Consider the following 20278-nt stretch of genomic DNA (forward strand, 5'->3'; position numbering starts at 1 on the left):
ATGGTTCTTTTTTATCTAAGCATAAAAAAACACAACCGCCAGAAATCTATGCCATGGAGAGACGGGCGGATCAGGAGTAGCATGGAGGCTGGAAACACGCAATGTGCGGGATAAATACGAAAGATGCTTTTTAAGAGAAGGAGGTCTATTTATGAAAGCGCTTCTCGTTGGGCTGGGAGGTTTTGGCGGCGGCTGGTACCGGAAGCTCCGGTCCCAGCATGCGGATATCGAACTCGTTGTTGCAGATAAAGACCCGGGTAAAAGGTCGATCGTAGAGGCCGATGGAGTCCCTTTTTACGAAAATGTACAGGAAGCCATCGAGCGGGAACAGCCGGATCTGTTGATCAACGTCACCCCAAGGGAGGTTCACAAACGCATCAACGAGCTGGCTTTCGAGCATAAACTGCCGGTATTTTGCGAAAAGCCGATCGCCGACAATTACGAGGATGCCGCTGCGATGGTGCAGCGTGCTGAACAGGAGCAAATTCCGTTCATGATCGCGGAAAACTACCGTACGTTTCCGGCGGTTCGCAAGCTGAAGCAGCTCCTGAACGAAGGGGCGGTCGGTGAGCCGCGGTCCATGGAATGCGATTTTTTCAGGCAGCGCCAAAAAATAACGCTGGAACGGGACGAGGTGCTGGAAGAGGTCATCATTCACCATTTTGACCTGCTGCGGTATTTGTCCGGCCGCGAAGTGAGCAGGCTGTATGCATCGCGCAGGCATGTGTTTCATATTGTTATGGACCTGCAGGCCGGGATCCAGGCCTCGTTTCGCTGTTCCTTGAGCAGCCAGGGGCGGGAAACACAGTGGGCTGGCGATTGGCGGATCGAGGGATCGCTGGGCAGCTTGACCTTTGTGGGCGGCGTGCTCGAGCTCGCGACGGCGGAGGGCATCCGGCGATTCGAGGATTTTAGTGATGTGGAGGCCCCCGGGCCGTTCACCGAGTTTTTGCGGTCACTGGAGGATCACCGTCCGGGTGAAACGAATGCCAGAGATTATTTAAAAAATCAAGCTCTGGCGGATTACACGAGGCGGTCTCTCCGGACAGGCATTCCTGTGGATCCCTCGGACAGCTGGGGATATGGGCCGGCCGTCATCCGCAATTTTCTTCGTGCTGAGCTTAAAGGCTCCATAAGCCATGGGGGTGAAGGCTTGGTGCATGGAAGCAAGCTGTTCGGGAGCGAAGATTTCGATACGCCGCTGAAATTTCTGCATTATACGGTCATTCCGCCGGGGTCATCCATCGGCCTGCATGGTCACCGCGAGGATGATGAATTGTACGTTCTGCTCGAAGGAAGCGGCTTGATGACGGTGAATGGCCGAACGTACCGGGTGGAAGCCGGGGACATCGTCCTGAATAAGCCTTGGTGGAAGCACGGTCTTCGGAATGACGGGGATGTGCCGATCAAAGCGATCATTTTTGAGGCGGGCGTGTCAAAATAGTTGCTGCCAGCAGGGGAGACATGAGAATAGGTGAGGTGAGGCATATGGTCCAACAGAATAGCAGCTTGAAAGAGGAGATATCAGCGGATGCTCAAACTCTTCGATTATGGTACACCCGGCCGGCAGCCGGGTGGAATGAAGCGCTGCCCATAGGGAACGGGCGGCTGGGTGCAATGGTGTTCGGCACGCCGGGACAGGAAAAAGTCCAGCTCAATGAGGATTCGATTTGGTACGGCGGTCCGGGCCGGGCAGCCAATCCCCGGTCCCAGCCTTATTTGGCTGAGATCCGGATGCTGCTTAAGGAAGGAAGGCAGGCAGAGGCGGAGCACTTGGCGAGAATGGCGATGACGGCTTCCCCAAAATATGAGCAGCCATACCAGCCCCTTGGGGATCTGATGATCAAATTTCTTGAGCAGGAAGGGCCGGCGGAAGACTACGAGCGGCAGCTGGATTTGGAGCAGGCCGTTGTGGACGTTCGCTACCGGCACAAAGGCGTCCGGTATCGGCGAAGCTATTTTGTCAGTGAACCGGACGGGGTTCTGGTCATCAGGCTGACCGCGGACCAGCCGGGGCAGCTTACGCTGGCCGTCAATCTGATGCGCCGTCCGCTGGATTATGGCTGCCGAACCGAGCCTACGGGAGCCATCATTATGGACGGGGAATGCGGGGCAGACGGCGTCCGGTTTAGTGCGGCCATCTGTGCCGTTATCCAGGGAGGTCGGCAGAGGGTTATCGGTGACTATATCTCGATCGAAGGAGCGGATGCCGTGACCCTGCTGCTGACGGCGCACAGCACGTTTCGGGTGAAGCAGCCGGCAGAGGCTTGCCTGGAGCAGCTGGAGAGGGCAGCGTCCAAATCGTTTGCAACGCTGCTGAACCGGCATACGGAGGAGTATGCGTCCCGGTTCGGCCGCTTTGCGATCGATCTGACGCCGGACGGCGATTCGCATGCCGCGCTTCCTACGGACCAGCGGCTGCTCCGGTTACAGAATGCGTTGGGGCATGAAGGCGGCGGAGGAAACGCAAGGGATTTGCAGCCTGGAGAAGCCGAGATGGGGGATCCCGGACTGGCAGCCCTCTATGTCCAATATGGGCGTTACTTGCTCATATCCTGCTCCCGGCCGGGCACCCTAGCGGCCAATCTGCAGGGCATTTGGAACGACAGCTATACCCCGCCGTGGGAATCCAAATACACGATCAACATCAACGTCCAAATGAATTACTGGCCGGCTGAATTGCTCCATTTACCCGATTGCCATGAACCGCTGTTTGATCTGATCGACCGGATGCGGGCTAACGGACGGGCTACCGCACGCGAGATGTACGGCTGCCGGGGCTTTACCGCCCATCACAACACGAATCTGTGGGCTGAAACCCGGCCGGAAGGGATTTTGATGACCTGCACGGTGTGGCCGATGGGGGCCGCATGGCTGTGCCTCCATCTATGGGAGCACTACCGATTCGGGGGGGACCGGGCTTTTCTTGCCGAACGGGCATACCCGGCGATGAAGGAAGCGGCGCTGTTTCTTCTGGATTACCTGATCGAGGAAGAGGGCTTTCGGGTTACGGGACCGTCGGTATCTCCGGAGAACCGGTTTCTTCTTCCGGACGGCGGCAGCGGCAGCCTGTGCATCGGTCCGTCGATGGATTCGCAAATCGCGATGACGCTGCTGTCCGCCTGTGCGGAAGCGGCGGCGATCATCGGCGAAGCAGATCAAGCGTTTCTGGGGGAACTGCGTGAAACGATCGATCGCTTGCCGCGCCCGGCTGTGGGTAAACACGGGCAAATTATGGAGTGGCTGCGCGACGATGAGGAGGCCGACCCCGGGCATAGGCATATTTCGCAGCTGTTCGCCCTGCATCCGGGGGAACTGATTGATGTTCGGCACACCCCGGAGCTGGCGGCCGCTGCCGAGCGGACGCTCGCGCGGCGCCTCGCCGCAGGCGGCGGCCATACGGGCTGGAGCCGGGCCTGGATCGTCAATTTCTATGCCCGGCTTGGCATGGGGGAGGAGGCTCACGGGCATCTGATGAAGCAGCTTGCGGCTTCTACGTATCCGAATTTGCTGGACTGCCATCCGCCTTTTCAAATCGACGGCAATTTCGGCGGCGCCGCGGGAGCGGCGGAAATGCTGCTGCAATCCCACGCGGGAGAAATCCGGCTGCTGCCTGCCCTGCCAAAGGCATGGCCCTCCGGCCGTGTTGACGGCCTGCGGGCAAGAGGGGGGTATACCGTAGATTTGTCCTGGAGTAAAGGAACGCTTGATGAGGTGACCATCCGCTCCTCCAAGGCGGGCTTGTGTCGTCTATGGTCTCCCGTCCCCTTGGAGTTGACGGTTTCCGGTCATCTGGAAGCCAGTGCCTTGAATGAAGAGTTCAGTGATGACCATCCCGGTTTTGAATATGTTGTAACTTTGGCAGCCGAGGAAAGCTGCGGTATTCGGGCGCGCAAAGGATGAAGGCCACCATAATAAAACACAAGTGAAGCGACAAATCCCCATTCCGAGGGTCCGGACCAAACGATTAACATTAGCGATGAAGCGATCTACACAAAAAGGAGCGATATTTATGCCAGAACAAGCGCCAGCCGCCGTCTCAGCCGCCCGTCCGGCCTTGCCCGCACCCAAAAGGGGGATGAGCAATCTGCGCAAATACAAGGCGCTGTACCTGATCTCACTGCCTGGAATCATTTATTTTATCGTGTTTAAATACCTGCCCCTGCTGGGGTCCGTCATGGCGTTTCAAAACTACAACATCTTCAAAGGCTTTACAGGCAGCCCATGGGTCGGATTCGACCAGTTCCGCCGGATGTTCACATACCCGGAGTTTCTGCGGATTCTTGAGAACACGGTTCTGATCGGTTTCTATGATCTGATTTTTGCTTTTCCGGTTCCGATTATCTTTGCGCTACTCCTGAACGAACTTAGGAAAGTCGTGTACAAGCGGATTCTCCAAACCGTCGTCTATCTGCCGCATTTCCTCTCCTGGGTCATTATCGGGGGAATCATGATCGGCATATTGTCGCCGACGACAGGGATCGTGAACCAGGTACTGAACGCGTTCGGCCTCAAATCGATTTACTTTCTGGGCGAGGATTCGTATATCCGGAGCATCCTGGTCGGTACGGGAATCTGGAAAGACAGCGGCTGGGGCACGATCGTCTATTTGGCCGCGCTGGCCAGCGTAAACCCCGAGCTGTATGAAGCCGCCCGCATCGACGGTGCCAGCCGCTGGAGACAAACCCTGTCGATCACGATCCCGGCCATCCTGCCGACCATCACCATCATGTTCCTGCTCCATATCGGCAACTTCCTGGATTTCGGCTTTGAACGCGTATTCGTCTTCGTCAATTCGCTGAATGAAAGCAAAGGCGACATCCTCGACACCTACATTTACCGGGTCGGCCTTATTGACCAGCAGTACAGCTACACGACGGCGATCGGCCTCTTTAAATCGGTGGTCGGACTGGTGCTCGTCATGATCGGAAATACGCTGAGCAAGCGGGCTTCGGGCGAAGGACTATACTAGAAAGGAGAAGGATGGCACAATGAAAAATAAAGGCGGCTTATTTGACGGATTCAATTATATTTTTCTGACGCTGGTCGGATGCTTGATGGTGTTCCCTCTCCTCCATGTGCTTGCCAAGTCGTTCAGCAGCAGCCAGGCGATCAATGCGGGCAAGGTCAGGCTGATCCCGGTCGATTGGACGCTGACGAACTACCACGTGATTTTGGGCGACAGCTCGATCTGGCGGGCGTTTATGGTAAGCGTATTCATCACGGTCGCCGGGACGCTGATCAACTTGATCCTGACCGCTTCTCTGGCGTATCCGTTGTCCAGACCCGAGTATTCGATGCGCAAAGTCGTGCTGATTTTTATACTGATCACGATGATCTTTCAGGCGCCGCTGATTCCGAACTACATGGTGATCAAAAACCTGCATCTGATTGATTCGTTATGGGCTTTGATCATTCCGTCGGCCATCAGCGCGTACAACCTGTTCATCATGCGCTCCTTCTTCGTAGCTCTTCCGTCGGAGCTGATCGACAGCGCCCGGATCGACGGGGCGGGGGAGCTGCGCACGATGTGGAGCGTTATCCTTCCGCTGTCCAAACCGGCCATGGCGACCATGGGACTGTTCTATGCGGTATCCCACTGGAATTCGTATTCGTCGGCGCTGTATTTTATCAACAACCGGGCGCTTTACCCGCTGCAGCTTCGCCTCCGTGAGATCGTTCTGAGCAATGACCTCGGTCAGGCCGGTAACCTGCTTGAAAATGTGAACGAAATCTCTCCGGCTGGCGTGCAGATGGCGGTCATCATCGTTTCCGTCGTACCGATCATTATCGTGTACCCGTTTCTGCAAAAATACTTTATCAAAGGGATGCTGATCGGTTCGATCAAGGCTTGACGCTATCACTTTTACAGCTAAAAAAGTATACGTTTTCATAGATGCGAAATGTGATAAGATATTAAACATCAGTGCCATGGCTTATTGAGTGGCGCTCAAGTACAGTCTAGCAGACGGGTGTTTGGATTGGCGGGTGAATTTGGCTTTGCGCAGCGCAAAACAAGAGAGCGAAGCCTGTCAAACCGGTGTCAAATGGATGCAGGGAGGGGAAACGGTATGAAAAGACCAGCTTATTTCATTCTGGCGGCGGCCGTTATTCTCCTGATCTGCTATCTGGCCGGAAGCACGGACCGATTGGCCACTCCTTCGCCGCAACCGGCGCAGGATGGCGTGAATGAAACCTCCCCGCAGCCGGCAGCCTTCACCTTGGCGATATCCAACGGCGCAAGTCCTTATGCGGTGAATATGGCGGATCCATCCAAGGACCGCTGGGTCAAACAATTGGAAGCGCTGACAAATACAAAGCTGTCCATTCGTTTTATCTCGCTGAAGGATTTCGACCGGCGCATGCCGGTTATTCTTGCGGGCGACACCTATCCGGATGTCGTGCAGATGATCGGCGGGGCAAGCTCGGCCGCCATGGCCGGATCGGTCGAAGCGGGAATGTTCCTTCCGCTGGACGACTGGATTCAAACATACGCTCCGAATTTGTGGAAAGAAGTGCCGCCGGAGGCCTGGAAGGAAACCAGCTATGGGGGGCATATTTATGGAATTCCAGCCTGGCTGGGCAATCCGTCGCGACGGGCAACTTATATCCGATCGGACCTGCTGGCCCAAACCGGTCTGCCAGTACCGCAAACCGTCGGCGAATTCCTGGACGTGCTCCGCGCCTTCAAGAAGCTGGGAGTCGAAATTCCCTATGAGATGCGGGAGAATTTCAAGTACGCGGACGTCATTTTCGGCGCTTACGACGTGCTGGGTTACCAGTTCGAAGTCCGAAACGGCGAGGTGGTTCCGAAATTTTTGGATGAAGAACATATGATGAGGGCGCTGCAGGTATACCGGACGATGCTGAATGAAGGACTCATCCCCGAGGATTTTGCGACCGTCTCATCAACCGAATATACCCATGATATCGAAGCAGGCAGAGTGGGAAGCTGGACGGCGAACGCCGCCGGATTGCTGGATTTCCGTACCAAGCTCAGGGCTTCGGTTCCCGGGGCTCAAATCGATATCATCCCCTCACCGGAAGGGCCGGAAGGGACGAAAGGCTACGGTTTGTACAGCTCCGTCATCAATTCATTCTACATTAACAAGCATGTGCCCAAGGAAAAATTGATCGGTATTCTCCAATTTTTTGATTGGATGGTCTCTTACGAGGCTCAGCGTTTTTTTTCATTCGGCATCGAGGGCGATACGTATACGGAAGACCATGGGACGATTGCGTATCATTTTCCGAAGACCAGAGAGGAGCAGGACGAGGAGACCTTCCGCGAACTGCTGTGGCTGACACATGATCTGACGATCAACCGGGCCAGAACGAAGCTGGTGCCGGGCGGGGAGGATCTGCTCCATGCTTTGGACGCGACGCTGCCCAAGGAAGGGCTGGGAAGCATTGTCTTCGTTCCCGAGCTGGAGTCCTTCAGCGCTTATCCCGACCTTGCTTCAGAGCGTCCGAACCAGGCGCCGCCCGTGATCGTTGATCATATGGTTAAAATGATTTACGGCAAGGAACCGATCTCGGATTGGCCGAAGGTCGTCAGGGAATACCGGGAACGCGGCGGAAATGCGATTATTCAGGAAGCGACGGCGAGATACCGGGCCAAGCAGGGGGTGCTCATCCAGCACAACCGATAGGGATGCGACATTTCTTTTTCTTTTCGATGATGCAGCTGCGCTTTTTCTATCCGCTTTAGGAAGGGGTCTGATCCAATTGCGAGTTTTGATTGTGGAAGATGAGCCTGTTATTCAAAAAGGATTGGTCAAGATGGTTCAGCGTTATCCGGCTTCCTTCTCCGCGATTTATACCGCCGATGACGGGGAGGCCGCGTTCGAGACGATCCGGAATCTGGAACCGCACCTGGTGCTGACGGATTTGCGGATGAAGCGGATGGACGGACTGGAGCTGTGCGAACGGATACACCGGGAATTCAGCCACGTCCAGGTTGTCGTCATATCCGGTTACAATGACTTCCAGTATGCGCAGCGGGCCATGGCGTACGGGGTCAAGCGTTATTTGCTGAAGCCGGTGACCCAGCAGGACGTGCACGATACGCTGAAGGAGCTGATCTCAGGGATGACCGGGAGCATTATTCCTGTGCAAAAATATGTGGAGTGGGCGCATCAGCTTGAGCAGAGCATATGGCTGCTGCAGCGGGACGAAACGATTCGCGTCATCGAAGAGGGCGAACAATCAGGCTTGTTCGAAGGGCTGAACGTGATCAACATGGAAGCGGTGCTGAGCGACTGCCTGGGTATGATCACAGAACGGCTGGAGGGGCGCGGCTGGAAGCCGCAGTCCGGATGCCGGGGTACCCAAGGCGCGTCCAATACGAAGAAAGAAGCCATAATCGCTTTTACCGCCAGCATGGACCGGATTCTCGAAGAGCTACAGCTGACCCGCAAGGGCAACTTCAAGGATCCGATTGAAGAGGCCAAAGCCTTTATCGACAAGCATCTGTCGGAGGACATCACGCTCGAGGAAGTGGCGAAGCGGGTGGGACTCGCCAGAACTTATTTCAGCGCCCTTTTCAAGAAAATGACAGGGGAAACCTTTGTACATTACCGGATCAAAAAACGGATGGAAGAAGCGCGCAGGCTGCTTGCCGTACCGACCTTGACGATCACCGACATCGCGGTCAAGGTGGGGTACGAGGATTATCCCCATTTTACGAAGACCTTCAAAAATTTCGTCGGCGTATCCCCATCGGAATACCGGTCTTCCTTTGGCATTGAATGATGAGAGTATCCCTTAGGCTGAAGCTGCTTTTGTATTTTATCATCGTGATTCTTCTGTCCCTGTCTGCGGTTGGCATCGCCTTCTACAGCATTTCAGCCAAGCAGCTGCAAAAAAGCGCAAAGAGCCAAATGGTCCAGATCGTGGACAATGCCGTACATCATACCAACCTGTATTTGTCCTCTTATCAGCGGTCGATGGTGGCGCTGCTGACCGACCTCAAGGTCAAACGATACATCGATTTGCCGGCAGACCGTGAGGAATACGAAAATTATCGCTATATGACCGATATCCGGGAAGCGATCGTGGATCCGGTGTGGATCCGCAATCCCGAGATCGAAGCGCTGTACATCATCGGTTACTCTGGAAATGCGCTCTATTATTATAACGGCGGATTGGAGCCATCCTTTAAACCGGAAGATACCGCCAAACAGATTCAATACTTTAAAGAAAACACGGATGAGAGCGGCCGGCTGACCATTATGAATTACAGCATTTTGGGTGAAAAGACGCCGATGCTGACGCTGATCCGCCGCATCCGCGGCCTGCGATCCACGGACATGAAAGGTTTTGTGGGGATCGAGGTCAAGGCGGAGGAGCTGTCCACCCTCTGGAAGGGGATTGATCTGGGGAAGGACAGCTATTTTTTCATTGTGGACGACGAAGGCAGGATTCAATACCACAACGACCAGGCCAAGGTAGGATCGATCGTTCCGGCCAGCCTGGGCAAGCAAATCAGCAAGGCCGGCACCGAGATGTTCCGCAGTTCGGCGGAGGGAATGGACCGGGTGTACATCAGCCGCAAAGCCGATTACTCCGGTTGGAATCTGGTGGTGTCCATTCCGTACAGCCAGCTCCAAAAACCGCTTACTACGATTCGCAGCTCCATTATCGTCGTTGCGGTCATTACATTCCTGACGGCACTGTTTCTGGCGAGCCGGTTCGGCAAGTCGATTACAACCCCGATCCGGACGCTGATGAAGGGGATGAGCCAGACGGAGAAGGGGAACTGGAAGTTCATTCCGCTTCCGAAGCACCGGGACGAGATAACCGAGCTGATGATCCGCTACAACCTGATGGTGAACCGTTTGTCAGAGATGGTCGACACGGTGTACCGCGCGGAGCTGAGGAACAAGGAAATGCAGGCCGAACGGCAGAAGGCCGAGTTCCAATCGCTCCAGCTGCAGATCAACCCGCATTTCCTGTACAATACGCTGGAAACGGTCGTATGCTACGCGGTCATTCAGGACTCGGACGAAATTACGGAGATCGTCGGCGCTCTGTCTTATATGCTGCACTATTCGGTACGCACCAATCTGGAAGAGATCACGGTAGCGAATGAGCTCAAGCATGTCATGTACTTTATGGTTATTATCAATCACCGGATCGGCCGGACGTTCGAGATCGATGTGAGGGTGAGGCCGGAGCTGCTTCTGCGGAAGATGGTTCGCCTGTCGCTTCAGCCGCTGGTGGAGAACGTGTTCCAGCACGCCTTCAGGCAAGGGGTGGAGGATCATCATACGATAACGATTGACGCCGGCGAAGAGGGGGATTCCTTCTGGGTCAGCGTACAGGACAACGGCTGCGGCATGACCCCCGAGCGGCTTGAGGAGCTTTGGGCCAAGCTGAGCGAGAACCGGCTTGCCGATGAGGAGGACCGGGGCAGCGCGGGCGGGATCGGCGTACCCAATGTGCACCGGCGGATTCAGCTGGTGTTCGGCGAGGACTACGGTGTAACCGTGGAAAGCAGTCCCGCGTGGGGAACCCGGATGATCATGCGGATGCCGATTTCCGGCGTTAAAGAACTGAGCAGCCCAGTGGGGCAAGAGGCAGGCGAGCCTATGCGGTCGCTGCCCATGGCGGGCAGCGGCTAGGCGCAAACGATGAATAAAGTTAAGCAGATCCTGTATTCCGGAGTATGGAATATGGGATTTTTTTTGGTCAGACAACCGCAAAAAAACACATCACGACAATAATCCGCCCCATGGGAGCTTCCTTGGCTAAGCCTTATGATGGGGACAGCAGCAAATAGAAAACCTTTTGCACTTTGCATGAAGAGAGGGGATTATAAGATGAAAAAATGGGTCAGTCTGATCCTCACGGCAGCGCTTGTCACGGGTCTGACCGCAGGCTGTGGAAACAAAAGCGCCTCGAGCGGCAGTGATGATGCGGCCGATGCATCAAAACCGGTGAAATTCAGTATTTCTTTAACCACAAGTGGAAACGCTTACGCGGAAGGCTCCAAGGATATCAACAACGAGAAATGGGTCAAGGAGGTCGAGAAGAGAGCCAACGTGGATTTGGACATCAGGCTGATCCCCCTGAAAGACTTTGATGCGAAAATGGCCGTCATGTTCGCCGGCGGCGATATTCCGGACGTCGTGCAAAACGTCGGCGGGGCAACGGATAAGTCCATGGCCGGTTCGGTTCAGGCCGGCGTGTTTATGCCGCTGGACGACTTGCTGAAAGAGTACGCTCCGAACCTGATGCAGGCCGTACCGAAGGAAGCATGGGACGAAGTGAGCTACAAGGGGAAAATCTACGGCGTGCCAACCTGGCTCAGCAACCCTTCCCGCCGTGCCACTTACATCCGGACCGACCTGCTGGAAAAAACGGGCCTGCCGGCACCCCAAACGATGGACGATTTCCTGAACGTCCTGCGTGCGTTTAAAAAACTCGGCGTGAGCGCGCCGTATCAGATGAGGGAGAATTTTAAATACGCGGATATCGTATTTGGTGCGTATGACGCCCTGGGCTATCAGTTCACCGAAATGAACGGCCAGGTCGTACCGAAGTTTTTTAACGCTGAAAATATGGAAAAGGCGCTGAACGTCTACAAGACGATGTATGACGAAGGCCTGATCCAGAAAGATTTCGCGACGATCCAGGCGCCTCAGTACGGTGAAAATATCGAAGCCGGCAATGCGGGCATGTGGACGGCCAACGCCGCCAGCCTTCTCGACTTCCGGACCAAGATCGGTGCGGCGGTTCCTGGCGCCAAGGTCGATATCATCCCGTCACCGATAGGGGACAACGGACAGAAGGGTTATGGATTGTACAGCTCGGTTAACACATCGCTGTATATCAACAGCAAGGTCAGCAAAGAGAAAGCGGCCCGGATCATTCAAATGTTCGAGTGGATGCAGACGCCGGAAGCGAAAAACTTCTACAGCTTTGGCATCGAGGGCGAGGATTACACGGTTAAAGACGGAAAAATCGATTACAAGCTGCCGGAAGGCAAAGCCGCTCAGGACGAAGCCGGATTCCGCTCGCTGCTGCGCTGGGTCGGTGACGGAACGATCAACCGTGAACGGACCGAATTGCTCCCCGGCGGACAAGACGTGCTGAAGGCGCTGGATGATACGCTGGCCAAAGAAGGTGTGGGCGGCATCGGGTTTGTGCCGGATCTGGAATCGTTCAGCCAGTTCCCTGACTTGGCTTCCAAGCGTCCGGACCAGGCGCCGAAGCTCATCATCGACCACATGGTCAAAATGATTTACGGCAAAGAGCCGATCAGCGATTTTCCTAAAGTCATCGAGGAGTATAAGCAAAAGGGCGGCGATGAGATCGTCAAGGAAGCTACGGAGCGATACAACAACAAAGACGGAATTATCGATCAGCAAAGCCGTAAATAGGTTGATTCCGGGGAAAGCCTTTCACGCGAAGGGCTTCCTCCCTGTTAGGAGGGGAATATATGGGCAGGAAAACCGGAGACGGACGGAATAAGCTGAAGCTTCTGACCCCGTCATCCTGGTGGGGAGCCAAGTGGAGGGAAGCGCTGCCGGCTGGTAACGGTGTAATTGGAGCAGCCGTCTATGGCGGAGTCCATTTGGAAACGGTCATGCTGACGCACGGCGGCTTATGGTGGCAGAGCCATACGCCAGAGCTTCCGGACGTGAGCGCCCGGCTTGAGGACATGCGCCGGTTGATGATGGAGGGGCAGGAGACATTAGCCGAAAATATGCTGGTCGACGGCTTGAAGGAGCAAGGTTACGATCCGGTCATGGCTGTTCCGCTGCCGCTTGGCGACCTGAACTTGTGCATGGACGTAAGGGAAGGCTTTAAAGACTACAGCCGGGAGCTGGACATGGAAACCGGTGAAGTAACGGTGCGGTGGCAGGACGGACATACGCGTTATGAGCGGGCATTGTTCGTATCCCGAGCGGACGATTTGATCGTCTATGAGCTGCGGTCGTCAGGGCCTGGCACGATATCGGCGAAGATCGCGCTTGACCTGCATCATCGCGGGGATGTCAGGCGTCCGCCAGGCAGACCTGACGCTCCTTTGCCGACAGGAAGCGAATCAGGCTCCGACGGCGATTTTCTATGGTATGCCGCATGCCATGACGACGGCAGCGATTTCGGCGCGGTCGTCCGGATTGTGGCGACAGATGGCAGAATAAGCAGCTCGGGCAGCGAGTCCATTCTTGAAGATGCCAATCAGGCACGGATCCTGGTTAAAGTGTTTGTCCACGAGCCGCGTAAAGCGGCCTGGAAAAAGTTGAAACGCGAGCTGGCCGCAGAAAACCGCTCCTATGCCGAGCTGCGGCAGCCGCATATGGAGGAGCATGGAGGCTTGTTTAAGCGGATGACGCTGAACCTGGATGCTCCCGGACGAGACGCTTCGAACGAAGACCTGCTGCTTCAAGCCTACCGCGGTGAGGCCCCGTTGGCCATGCTGGAGAAGATGTGGGCTTACGGGCGTTATCTTCTGATCGCAAGCTCGCGCGAAGGCGGGGCCCCCTGCCACTTGTACGGCTTATGGTGCGGGGAATATCGCGGCTTCTGGGCGTTCCATATGGCCAACGAGAATCTGCAGATGATGTATTGGCAGGCGCTCTCGGGGCATATGCCCGAGCTGCTGCTGCCCGTATTCGATTACGTGGAGCGGCAGATGGACGATTATCGCCGCAACGCACGCCGCATCTACGGCTGCAGGGGGATCTGGATCCCCGCGCCGTCCGCACCGGATTCCGGCCTGCTGAAGACGATCGCGCCCCATATTATCCACTGGACCGGGGCGGCAGGCTGGATCGCGCAGCACTATTATGATTATTACCTGTACACGGGCGACAGGGAATTTTTAAGAACCCGGGCTCTGCCGTTCCTGCGGGAGGCGGCTATGTTCTATGAAGACTTCCTAATTACCGGGGACGATGGTCTATACATCAGCTGCCCGTCCAATTCACCCGAGAACCGGCCGGGTAACGGTGCGGGAGGACCCAAAGGAACGGCGATGAATGCAACGATGGATTTTGCCATCGCCAAGGAAGTGCTGAGCCGGCTGGTTAATGGGGCTGCCCAGGAAGGTCTGTATGCTGAAGAAGTCGCGGGCTGGAAAGACATGCTCGCCAAAATCCCGGCGTATCAGGTCAATGCAGACGGTGCGGTCCGCGAGTGGATGCATCCCGCTTATGAGGATCAGTACCATCATCGGCACCAGTCTCACCTTTACCCCGTGTTTCCGGGCAAAGAGGTAACGCGGGAGACAGATCCAGTTTTGTTCGCAGCCTTCGAGACCGCTTTAAGGAAAAGGCTGGTCGTTGGTTTAAAGGAGCAGACGGGATGGTCGCTTGCTCATATGTCCAATTTGTACGCCCGTATGGGCGAAGCGGATAAAGCGCTGGAGTGCCTGGATCTGCTGGCCAGATCAGCCGTGATCCATAACTTCTTCACGCTTCATAACGACTGGCGCGGCATGGGCGTCGGCCTGGATATGGAGTGGGCTCCGTTTCAGATTGATGCAAACATGGGCTTGACGGCAGCATTACAGGAAATGCTGCTGTACTCCGATCCAAGTGTCATCCGGATCCTCCCTGCCCTGCCGAACCGTTTCCCATCCGGAAGCGCCACTGGAATGCTGGCTTGCGGGGGCTACGAGGTAGACATTGCCTGGCACAGGAAAGAGGGCACGCTTGATGTTCGGCTTCAGTCTTTGAGGGCTGGAGGTCCCGTTACCCTCGTGCTTCCCGAAGCTTGCAGCGGCTTCCGGGATGGAGGCAGACTGCCTGAGAATCGGGAAATCCCTGTCATGCTTGAACAGGGAGAGACCCTAACCTTGCAGTTGACATTCAGCTAATGAAAGGGGAGAGACAAGGATCATGAGTCCATCTTCATTACTTGAAGAAGTTATGCGTCTGCCTGTGATCGATACGCATACGCATTTAATAGGCGATAAGCTGTGTGCGGCCGACTTTTGGGAAATCGCCGATTATTTCTGGTTGAACCAAGAGCTGCAGACGGCGGGATATCCGAAGGATGCGGCACAGCTGCCGGTTCCGGAGCGGGCGGAAGCCTTCATCAGAGCTTACAAGGCTACCCGTAATACAATGATGAATCGTGCTTTTACGGCGATCATCGCTGATTTATACGGAATCACCATTCATGACGCGGCGTCTGTGCTTCAGGCGGACGAAGCTGTACGTATGCAGAGAAATACTCCAGGCTGGGCCCAAAGCGTGGCCGACCGGCTGCATGTGAAGCGGTTTGTTGTGAACCGCCCTGAACATGCCGCCTTTGACGGCATGCGGGAGGATGCCCTGCTGCTGCCCCGGATCGACGGATGGCTGCCGGAGCTTGCGGCCGGCATCGTCACGTCCGCTGCTGCCGAACGTCAGCATCGTTTTGAGCAAGCGAAATTGTTCATTTCCGAGCAGCTGCAGTCCTATCATGAAAAGGGCTGTCCAGGGATCATGACGACGCTTCCCCATTATGAGGCTGCGGCGCATGAGGATTATAAGCTTGAAACCACGGGGCGGACGGATGAGATCATGATGCTGCTGCTCCATGAAATCTGCTCCGGTCTCCAGGAGCGGGATATGTTCCTCCAGCTCTTCCTCGGCGTGGAACGAAGATGGGGCAGCACGTCGGCCGCCCCGGTAAACGATCCGCTCCGGATCGTGAAGCTGTATGGCTTGTTTGAGCGTTACGCCATTCCGTTTGAGCTGGTGGTTGCTTCAGAACTGAACAATTTGGACGTTGTACAGGCAGCCTGGAATTTTGCCAACGTACACGTAGGCGGCATGTGGTGGTATAACTTCCGTGCCAGCACATACAAGCAGAGCATGCAGTACCGTCTCGAAGCGATCTCTCCGCTCAAAAGCTCGCTGATCGTCTCGGATGCGCGCTGCATCGAATGGACGTATGGCAAGCTGCTGATCGTGAAACAGCTGCTGGCCCGTTTTCTGGATGAACAGGTCAGGGATGGATGGCTGAGCCGGGATGATGCGCTGGAACTGGCTGCGGAATGGCTGCATGGCAGTGCGGCGAAACGGTACGGGTTGGGGGAGCCGATCTGATCGTGAACCCAAGACTGCCGTATCGTATATGCCAAAAAATGCGCTTGGTGGAGCGGCTGCTCGATGAACTTCAATGATGAACGGAGGGAGAACGTGACTTTTTCACTGCTTGACCGGATGCTGCCCGCTCCCATGAATGGGGGCTTCCGGATGGAAGGCTGGTGGGTATGGTGCAGTTCGGTCGTTCGCGGAGACGACGGACGATTTCATATGTTTGCTTCCCGGTGGCCGAAATGGCTGCCGATGCACCCGGGCTGGCTGCTCCGTTCGGAAGTCGTCCGGGCCTCGTCCGATACTCCGGAAGGACCCTATACCTACGAAGAAACGGTGTTCCCTTCGCGGGGAGCGGAATATTGGGACGGACGGAGCACCCATAACCCGCACATCATCCGGTATGGAGACAAATATATGCTGTATTACATGGGGTCGACGCATCCCTTCCCCGAACCGCAGCCTGGAGAGACGGTGGAGGCGGACGACTGCCGCGTCATTGCGGCAAGGGCGAACAAGCGTGTCGGCCTGGCCGTCGCCGACAGCGTCTACGGGCCGTGGAAGCGACTGGACACGCCGATCCTGCCGACGAGGCCGGGCAAGTTCGACAGCTTCCTGACCTCGAATCCGGCGCCTTGTATCCGGGATGATGGCTCCGTGCTGCTGGTTTATAAAGCCCGACGGTATGAGGGCATCGCCCATGGGCAAATGACGCTGGGCACAGCAGAGGCCACAGGATATGAAGGGCCATATCGTGTAATTCAGGACACGCCGCTGTTTCCGCCGGAACGGTTTCATATTGAAGACCCGTTCATTTGGCGCACGGCGGAGGGATATGCCATGATCGCCAAAGACATGGACGGGAATTTGTGCGGTGAGAAGCACGGCGGAATGTTGGCAATTTCCCCGGATGGGAGGAACTGGAGGCTGGCGGACCGGCCCCAATCCTATTCCCGGCGCGTCCGATGGGAAGACGGAACGGAGCGTTGGATGGGCAGCTTTGAGCGGCCCTTCCTGCTGTTTCAGGATGGACAGCCGACGCATCTGTTCGCCGCTGTTGCGGACGGACCGGGGGGGTTCCGGCAGGCGGAGCATACCTGGAACATGGTGATCCCGCTGCTGACTTCGCCTTGAATCAAGGATGGAACTATCAAATACAGGAGGAGATCATATGGGAGAGACTGTCCCGAAACAAAAGGGTAGCGAAGGGAACTCGGTGCTTATTTCGGAATCCGTTCGACAGTGGGCTGAAGGGGCCTGGCAGCAAATCGTGAGCAAAGTGGAGCGCACCAGTCAGCGGATTGGCGTCAGTTTTCCGCATGCATCCGTCAACGGGGTCTATGACAACATGCGCCCGTCCTGGTGGACCGCCGGCTTCTGGCCGGGAATATTGTGGCATATTGCCGAAGACGGGCACCATCCAGGGCTGCAGGGGATTGCCGAGCTGATCGAGGAAAAGCTGGACGAACCGCTGTATTCGCTCGCTGTACATCATGATGCCGGCTTTATCTGGACGCTTTCGGCCGTGGCCGACTACCGGATTACCGGCAGCGAGCGTTCCAAACACCGCGGGCTGATGGCCGCCGCCCAGCTGGCAAGCCGCTTTAATGTAAAAGGGAGCTTCATCCGCGCTTGGCATGACCTGGAGCAGGTGAACCGGGCTGGCTGGTCCATCATCGACACAGTGATGAATCTGCCGCTGCTGTATTGGGCCTCCGAAGAAACGGCGGATCCCCGGTTCCGTCATATCGCCGCTGCGCATGCGGATACGGTGCTGGCGCATTTTCTGCGTCCGGACGGATCCAGTTATCATATCCTCCAATTCGATCCCGAGACGGGTGAAAAAATCGGCGTCATGTCCGGTCAGGGGTATGCGGAGGAATCCGCCTGGTCCAGAGGCAGTGCTTGGACCATCTACGGACTGACCCTGTCTTATATCTACACGGGAGAAGAACGCTTCCTGACGGGGGCCAAGCGGGCCGCTCATTTTTTCCTGGCGAACCTGCCGAACGACCATGTGCCGCACTGGGATTTCCGGGCGCCTGAAGAAGGAGGCAAGCCGCGCGATACTTCTGCCGGAGCCTGCGCGGCCTGCGGGCTGATTGAGCTGTCCCGTCTGGTACCCGAGGCGGAAGCACGGCTGTATCTTCACTCGGCGGAACGCATCCTACGCTCGCTTCACGAACATTACGGGACGTGGGATATGCCTGGGGAAGAAGGCTTGCTCCTGTCCGGCACATCCAATTTGCCGGGTGGTGTGCATATCGATACGCCGCTGATTTACGGCGATTATTTCTTTGTTGAGGCGGTATCCAAGCTGCGTGGTTCGTCGCTTAGATTGTGGTAATGTACATCAGCGTTAAGCCAGTAAATTGGCGGGAAAGGAGACATACGGTATGAAACGGCAGGCCGAACAAACCGCAGCAGGGTCCACGACGGAGAACCTGCTCGATGATCCCTACCAAATCGAAGAGGCCTCTGAAAGACAGACTTTTGCGGAGCGGAATCACCGCATGGAGTGGTGGAGGGAAGCCCGGCTGGGCTTGTTCATCCATTGGGGGCCTTATGCAATGCCGGCAGGCGAGTGGAAAGGGGAGGAGATCCAAGCTTCCTATAGTGAGCATATTATGCTGCGCGCAAAGATTCCGGCCGCCGAATATGAGGAGATGGCGGCAGGCTGGAATCCTTCTTCCTTTGACGCGCTGAAATGGGTGCGCACCGCCAAACGGGCCGGCTTGAAATACATCATTTTCACAGCCAAGCATCACGACGGCTTCGCCATGTATAGCTCGCAAGTATCCGATTACTCGATCGTTCAGCATGCGGCCTTTGGACGCGATCCGCTCCGGGAGCTGGCCGAAGCATGCGAGCAGGAAGAAATGGAGCTGGGTATATACTACTCGCACGCCATGGACTGGCATGATCCCGATTCGCAAGGGAACACCTGGGACTACCCCGGTAATATCGGAGCCTATGACGGCGTAGAAAGCTGGGCGCATGATCCGGATAAGCGAAGCCGCTTCGAGCGCTATCTGGACAGCAAATCGCTTCCCCAGGTCCGCGAGCTGCTGACGGATTACGGGAAAGTTGGCCTCATGTGGTTCGACTGCGGCGGCAAGCTGACGCGTGAGCAGGGTCAGCAATTTCTGGACACCGTATACTCACTGCAGCCGGACTGCCTGGTGAACAGCCGGGTGTGGAAGGCTCCCCTCGGGGATTACTCCAATACTTCCGATAATCAGCTGACGACGCGGGCTTTGCGCCAGGATTGGGAGAACATCATTACGTTAAACGATTCTTGGGGGTACAAAAAGTCGGATCACAACTGGAAATCTCCGGCATCCATTGTCCGGCAGATCATCGATGTCGTCAGCAAAAACGGCAATTTGGTCATCAATATCGGACCGACGGAGACGGGCGAGTGGGATCCGGTATCCGAATCGATTTTGCTGGAAGTCGGCGGTTGGTTAGATACTTGCGGAGACAGTATTTACGGGGCGGGGGAATCACCGACGGCCAGGCCGTCCTGGGGCAGGTGCACCGTGAAAGGAAATACGTTGTATCTGCATGCTTTCGACCGGCCGGCAGACCGGAAGCTGGTCGTTCCCGGCCTATTGTCGGACGTTCTGCGGGCTTATATGCTGGAAGACGGCAGGGAACTGAATTTGACCCGAATATCGGAACAGGATCTGGCGATCGAACTGCCTGAATCGGTGTCTACCGAGGGGGATGAAAGTGCTAAACCGCTGGTGATTGCCGTCCACTGTTCCGGTCCGGTTGAAGGCAATCCGGTCAGATTGTTGGACTCTCGGGGAGACAGCATCCAAGAACTGGGCGTATTCGACAGCGAAATATCCGGAACGGGACTGAAGTATGATACCGGGAAAAAGGGCCGAGATAACCTCCTGGATTGGACAGACGAAAGTGCCGAGGCTGTCTGGTCTGTCCGGACCTTGGGCGCCGCAGAGTTCGACGTGTGCATCGAATATGGCAGCGGCGACGGCGAGGATGGCGGCGGCGGTACCTTCCGGGTGACCACCGGAGACCAGACATTGCGTGCTCAGGTGCAGGTCACCGGCGGACCGTATGACTTCCAGGAGTTTTACGTGGGAAGGCTCCGTTTTCCTGAAGCGGGGGAGTATTTGATCCGTCTTCAAGCCGAAAGAATTACGGGCCGTTATTTAATGCAGCCCAGATGCTTGAAGCTGCAGCGTTGACCGAACCGGATTGTGCTGTAT

General features: G+C 56.1%; 13 protein-coding genes. All 13 read left to right on the top strand.

The window, feature by feature from the left end:
- The first annotated feature begins 151 nt into the window (after window positions 1–151).
- The 13 genes from FHS19_RS06255 (at window position 152) to FHS19_RS06315 (ending at window position 20257) form a co-directional block, all read left to right on the top strand.
- On the top strand, window positions 152–1444 hold the full coding sequence (locus FHS19_RS06255) for a Gfo/Idh/MocA family oxidoreductase (RefSeq protein ID WP_183580146.1): 1293 nt from the start codon (window positions 152–154) through the stop codon (window positions 1442–1444).
- Window positions 1445–1488: 44 nt separating this feature from the next.
- On the top strand, window positions 1489–3903 hold the full coding sequence (locus FHS19_RS06260; RefSeq protein ID WP_246426435.1) for a glycoside hydrolase family 95 protein: 2415 nt from the start codon (window positions 1489–1491) through the stop codon (window positions 3901–3903).
- A 175-nt stretch (window positions 3904–4078) separates the two neighbouring features.
- The gene (locus tag FHS19_RS06265) at window positions 4079–4972 is read left to right on the top strand and encodes an ABC transporter permease (RefSeq protein ID WP_246426511.1); all 894 of its coding nucleotides are present in this window, start codon (window positions 4079–4081) and stop codon (window positions 4970–4972) included.
- Between the two features lie 19 nt (window positions 4973–4991).
- Window positions 4992–5855 (top strand): carbohydrate ABC transporter permease, encoded by an 864-nt coding sequence (locus tag FHS19_RS06270; protein WP_183580155.1) that lies wholly within the window; start codon window positions 4992–4994, stop codon window positions 5853–5855.
- Between the two features lie 216 nt (window positions 5856–6071).
- Window positions 6072–7652 carry an extracellular solute-binding protein gene (locus FHS19_RS06275; protein WP_183580158.1) on the top strand — a complete coding sequence of 527 codons (1581 nt, stop codon included), beginning with the start codon at window positions 6072–6074 and terminating at the stop codon, window positions 7650–7652.
- A 76-nt stretch (window positions 7653–7728) separates the two neighbouring features.
- Window positions 7729–8754 carry a response regulator transcription factor gene (locus tag FHS19_RS06280; protein WP_183580161.1) on the top strand — a complete coding sequence of 342 codons (1026 nt, stop codon included), beginning with the start codon at window positions 7729–7731 and terminating at the stop codon, window positions 8752–8754.
- Between the two features lie 29 nt (window positions 8755–8783).
- Window positions 8784–10625 carry a cache domain-containing sensor histidine kinase gene (locus FHS19_RS06285; protein WP_246426436.1) on the top strand — a complete coding sequence of 614 codons (1842 nt, stop codon included), beginning with the start codon at window positions 8784–8786 and terminating at the stop codon, window positions 10623–10625.
- Between the two features lie 198 nt (window positions 10626–10823).
- Entirely contained in the window at window positions 10824–12386 is a 1563-nt protein-coding gene (locus FHS19_RS06290; protein WP_183580167.1) for an extracellular solute-binding protein, read from the top strand.
- A 59-nt stretch (window positions 12387–12445) separates the two neighbouring features.
- Window positions 12446–14830 (top strand): glycosyl hydrolase family 95 catalytic domain-containing protein, encoded by a 2385-nt coding sequence (locus FHS19_RS06295; RefSeq protein WP_183580170.1) that lies wholly within the window; start codon window positions 12446–12448, stop codon window positions 14828–14830.
- A gap of 22 nt (window positions 14831–14852) precedes the next feature.
- Complete coding sequence (locus FHS19_RS06300; protein WP_183580173.1) at window positions 14853–16049, top strand: glucuronate isomerase; 1197 nt, start codon at window positions 14853–14855, stop codon at window positions 16047–16049.
- Between the two features lie 63 nt (window positions 16050–16112).
- Window positions 16113–17174 (top strand): glycoside hydrolase family protein, encoded by a 1062-nt coding sequence (locus tag FHS19_RS06305; protein WP_246426437.1) that lies wholly within the window; start codon window positions 16113–16115, stop codon window positions 17172–17174.
- A 37-nt stretch (window positions 17175–17211) separates the two neighbouring features.
- Window positions 17212–18387 carry a glycoside hydrolase family 88 protein gene (locus tag FHS19_RS06310; protein ID WP_183580176.1) on the top strand — a complete coding sequence of 392 codons (1176 nt, stop codon included), beginning with the start codon at window positions 17212–17214 and terminating at the stop codon, window positions 18385–18387.
- Window positions 18388–18436: 49 nt separating this feature from the next.
- On the top strand, window positions 18437–20257 hold the full coding sequence (locus FHS19_RS06315) for an alpha-L-fucosidase (protein ID WP_183580179.1): 1821 nt from the start codon (window positions 18437–18439) through the stop codon (window positions 20255–20257).
- Window positions 20258–20278 lie beyond the last annotated feature (21 nt).

It is taken from the genome of Paenibacillus rhizosphaerae (genome assembly GCF_014192015.1).
Classification (GTDB): domain Bacteria; phylum Bacillota; class Bacilli; order Paenibacillales; family Paenibacillaceae; genus Paenibacillus_AQ; species Paenibacillus_AQ rhizosphaerae.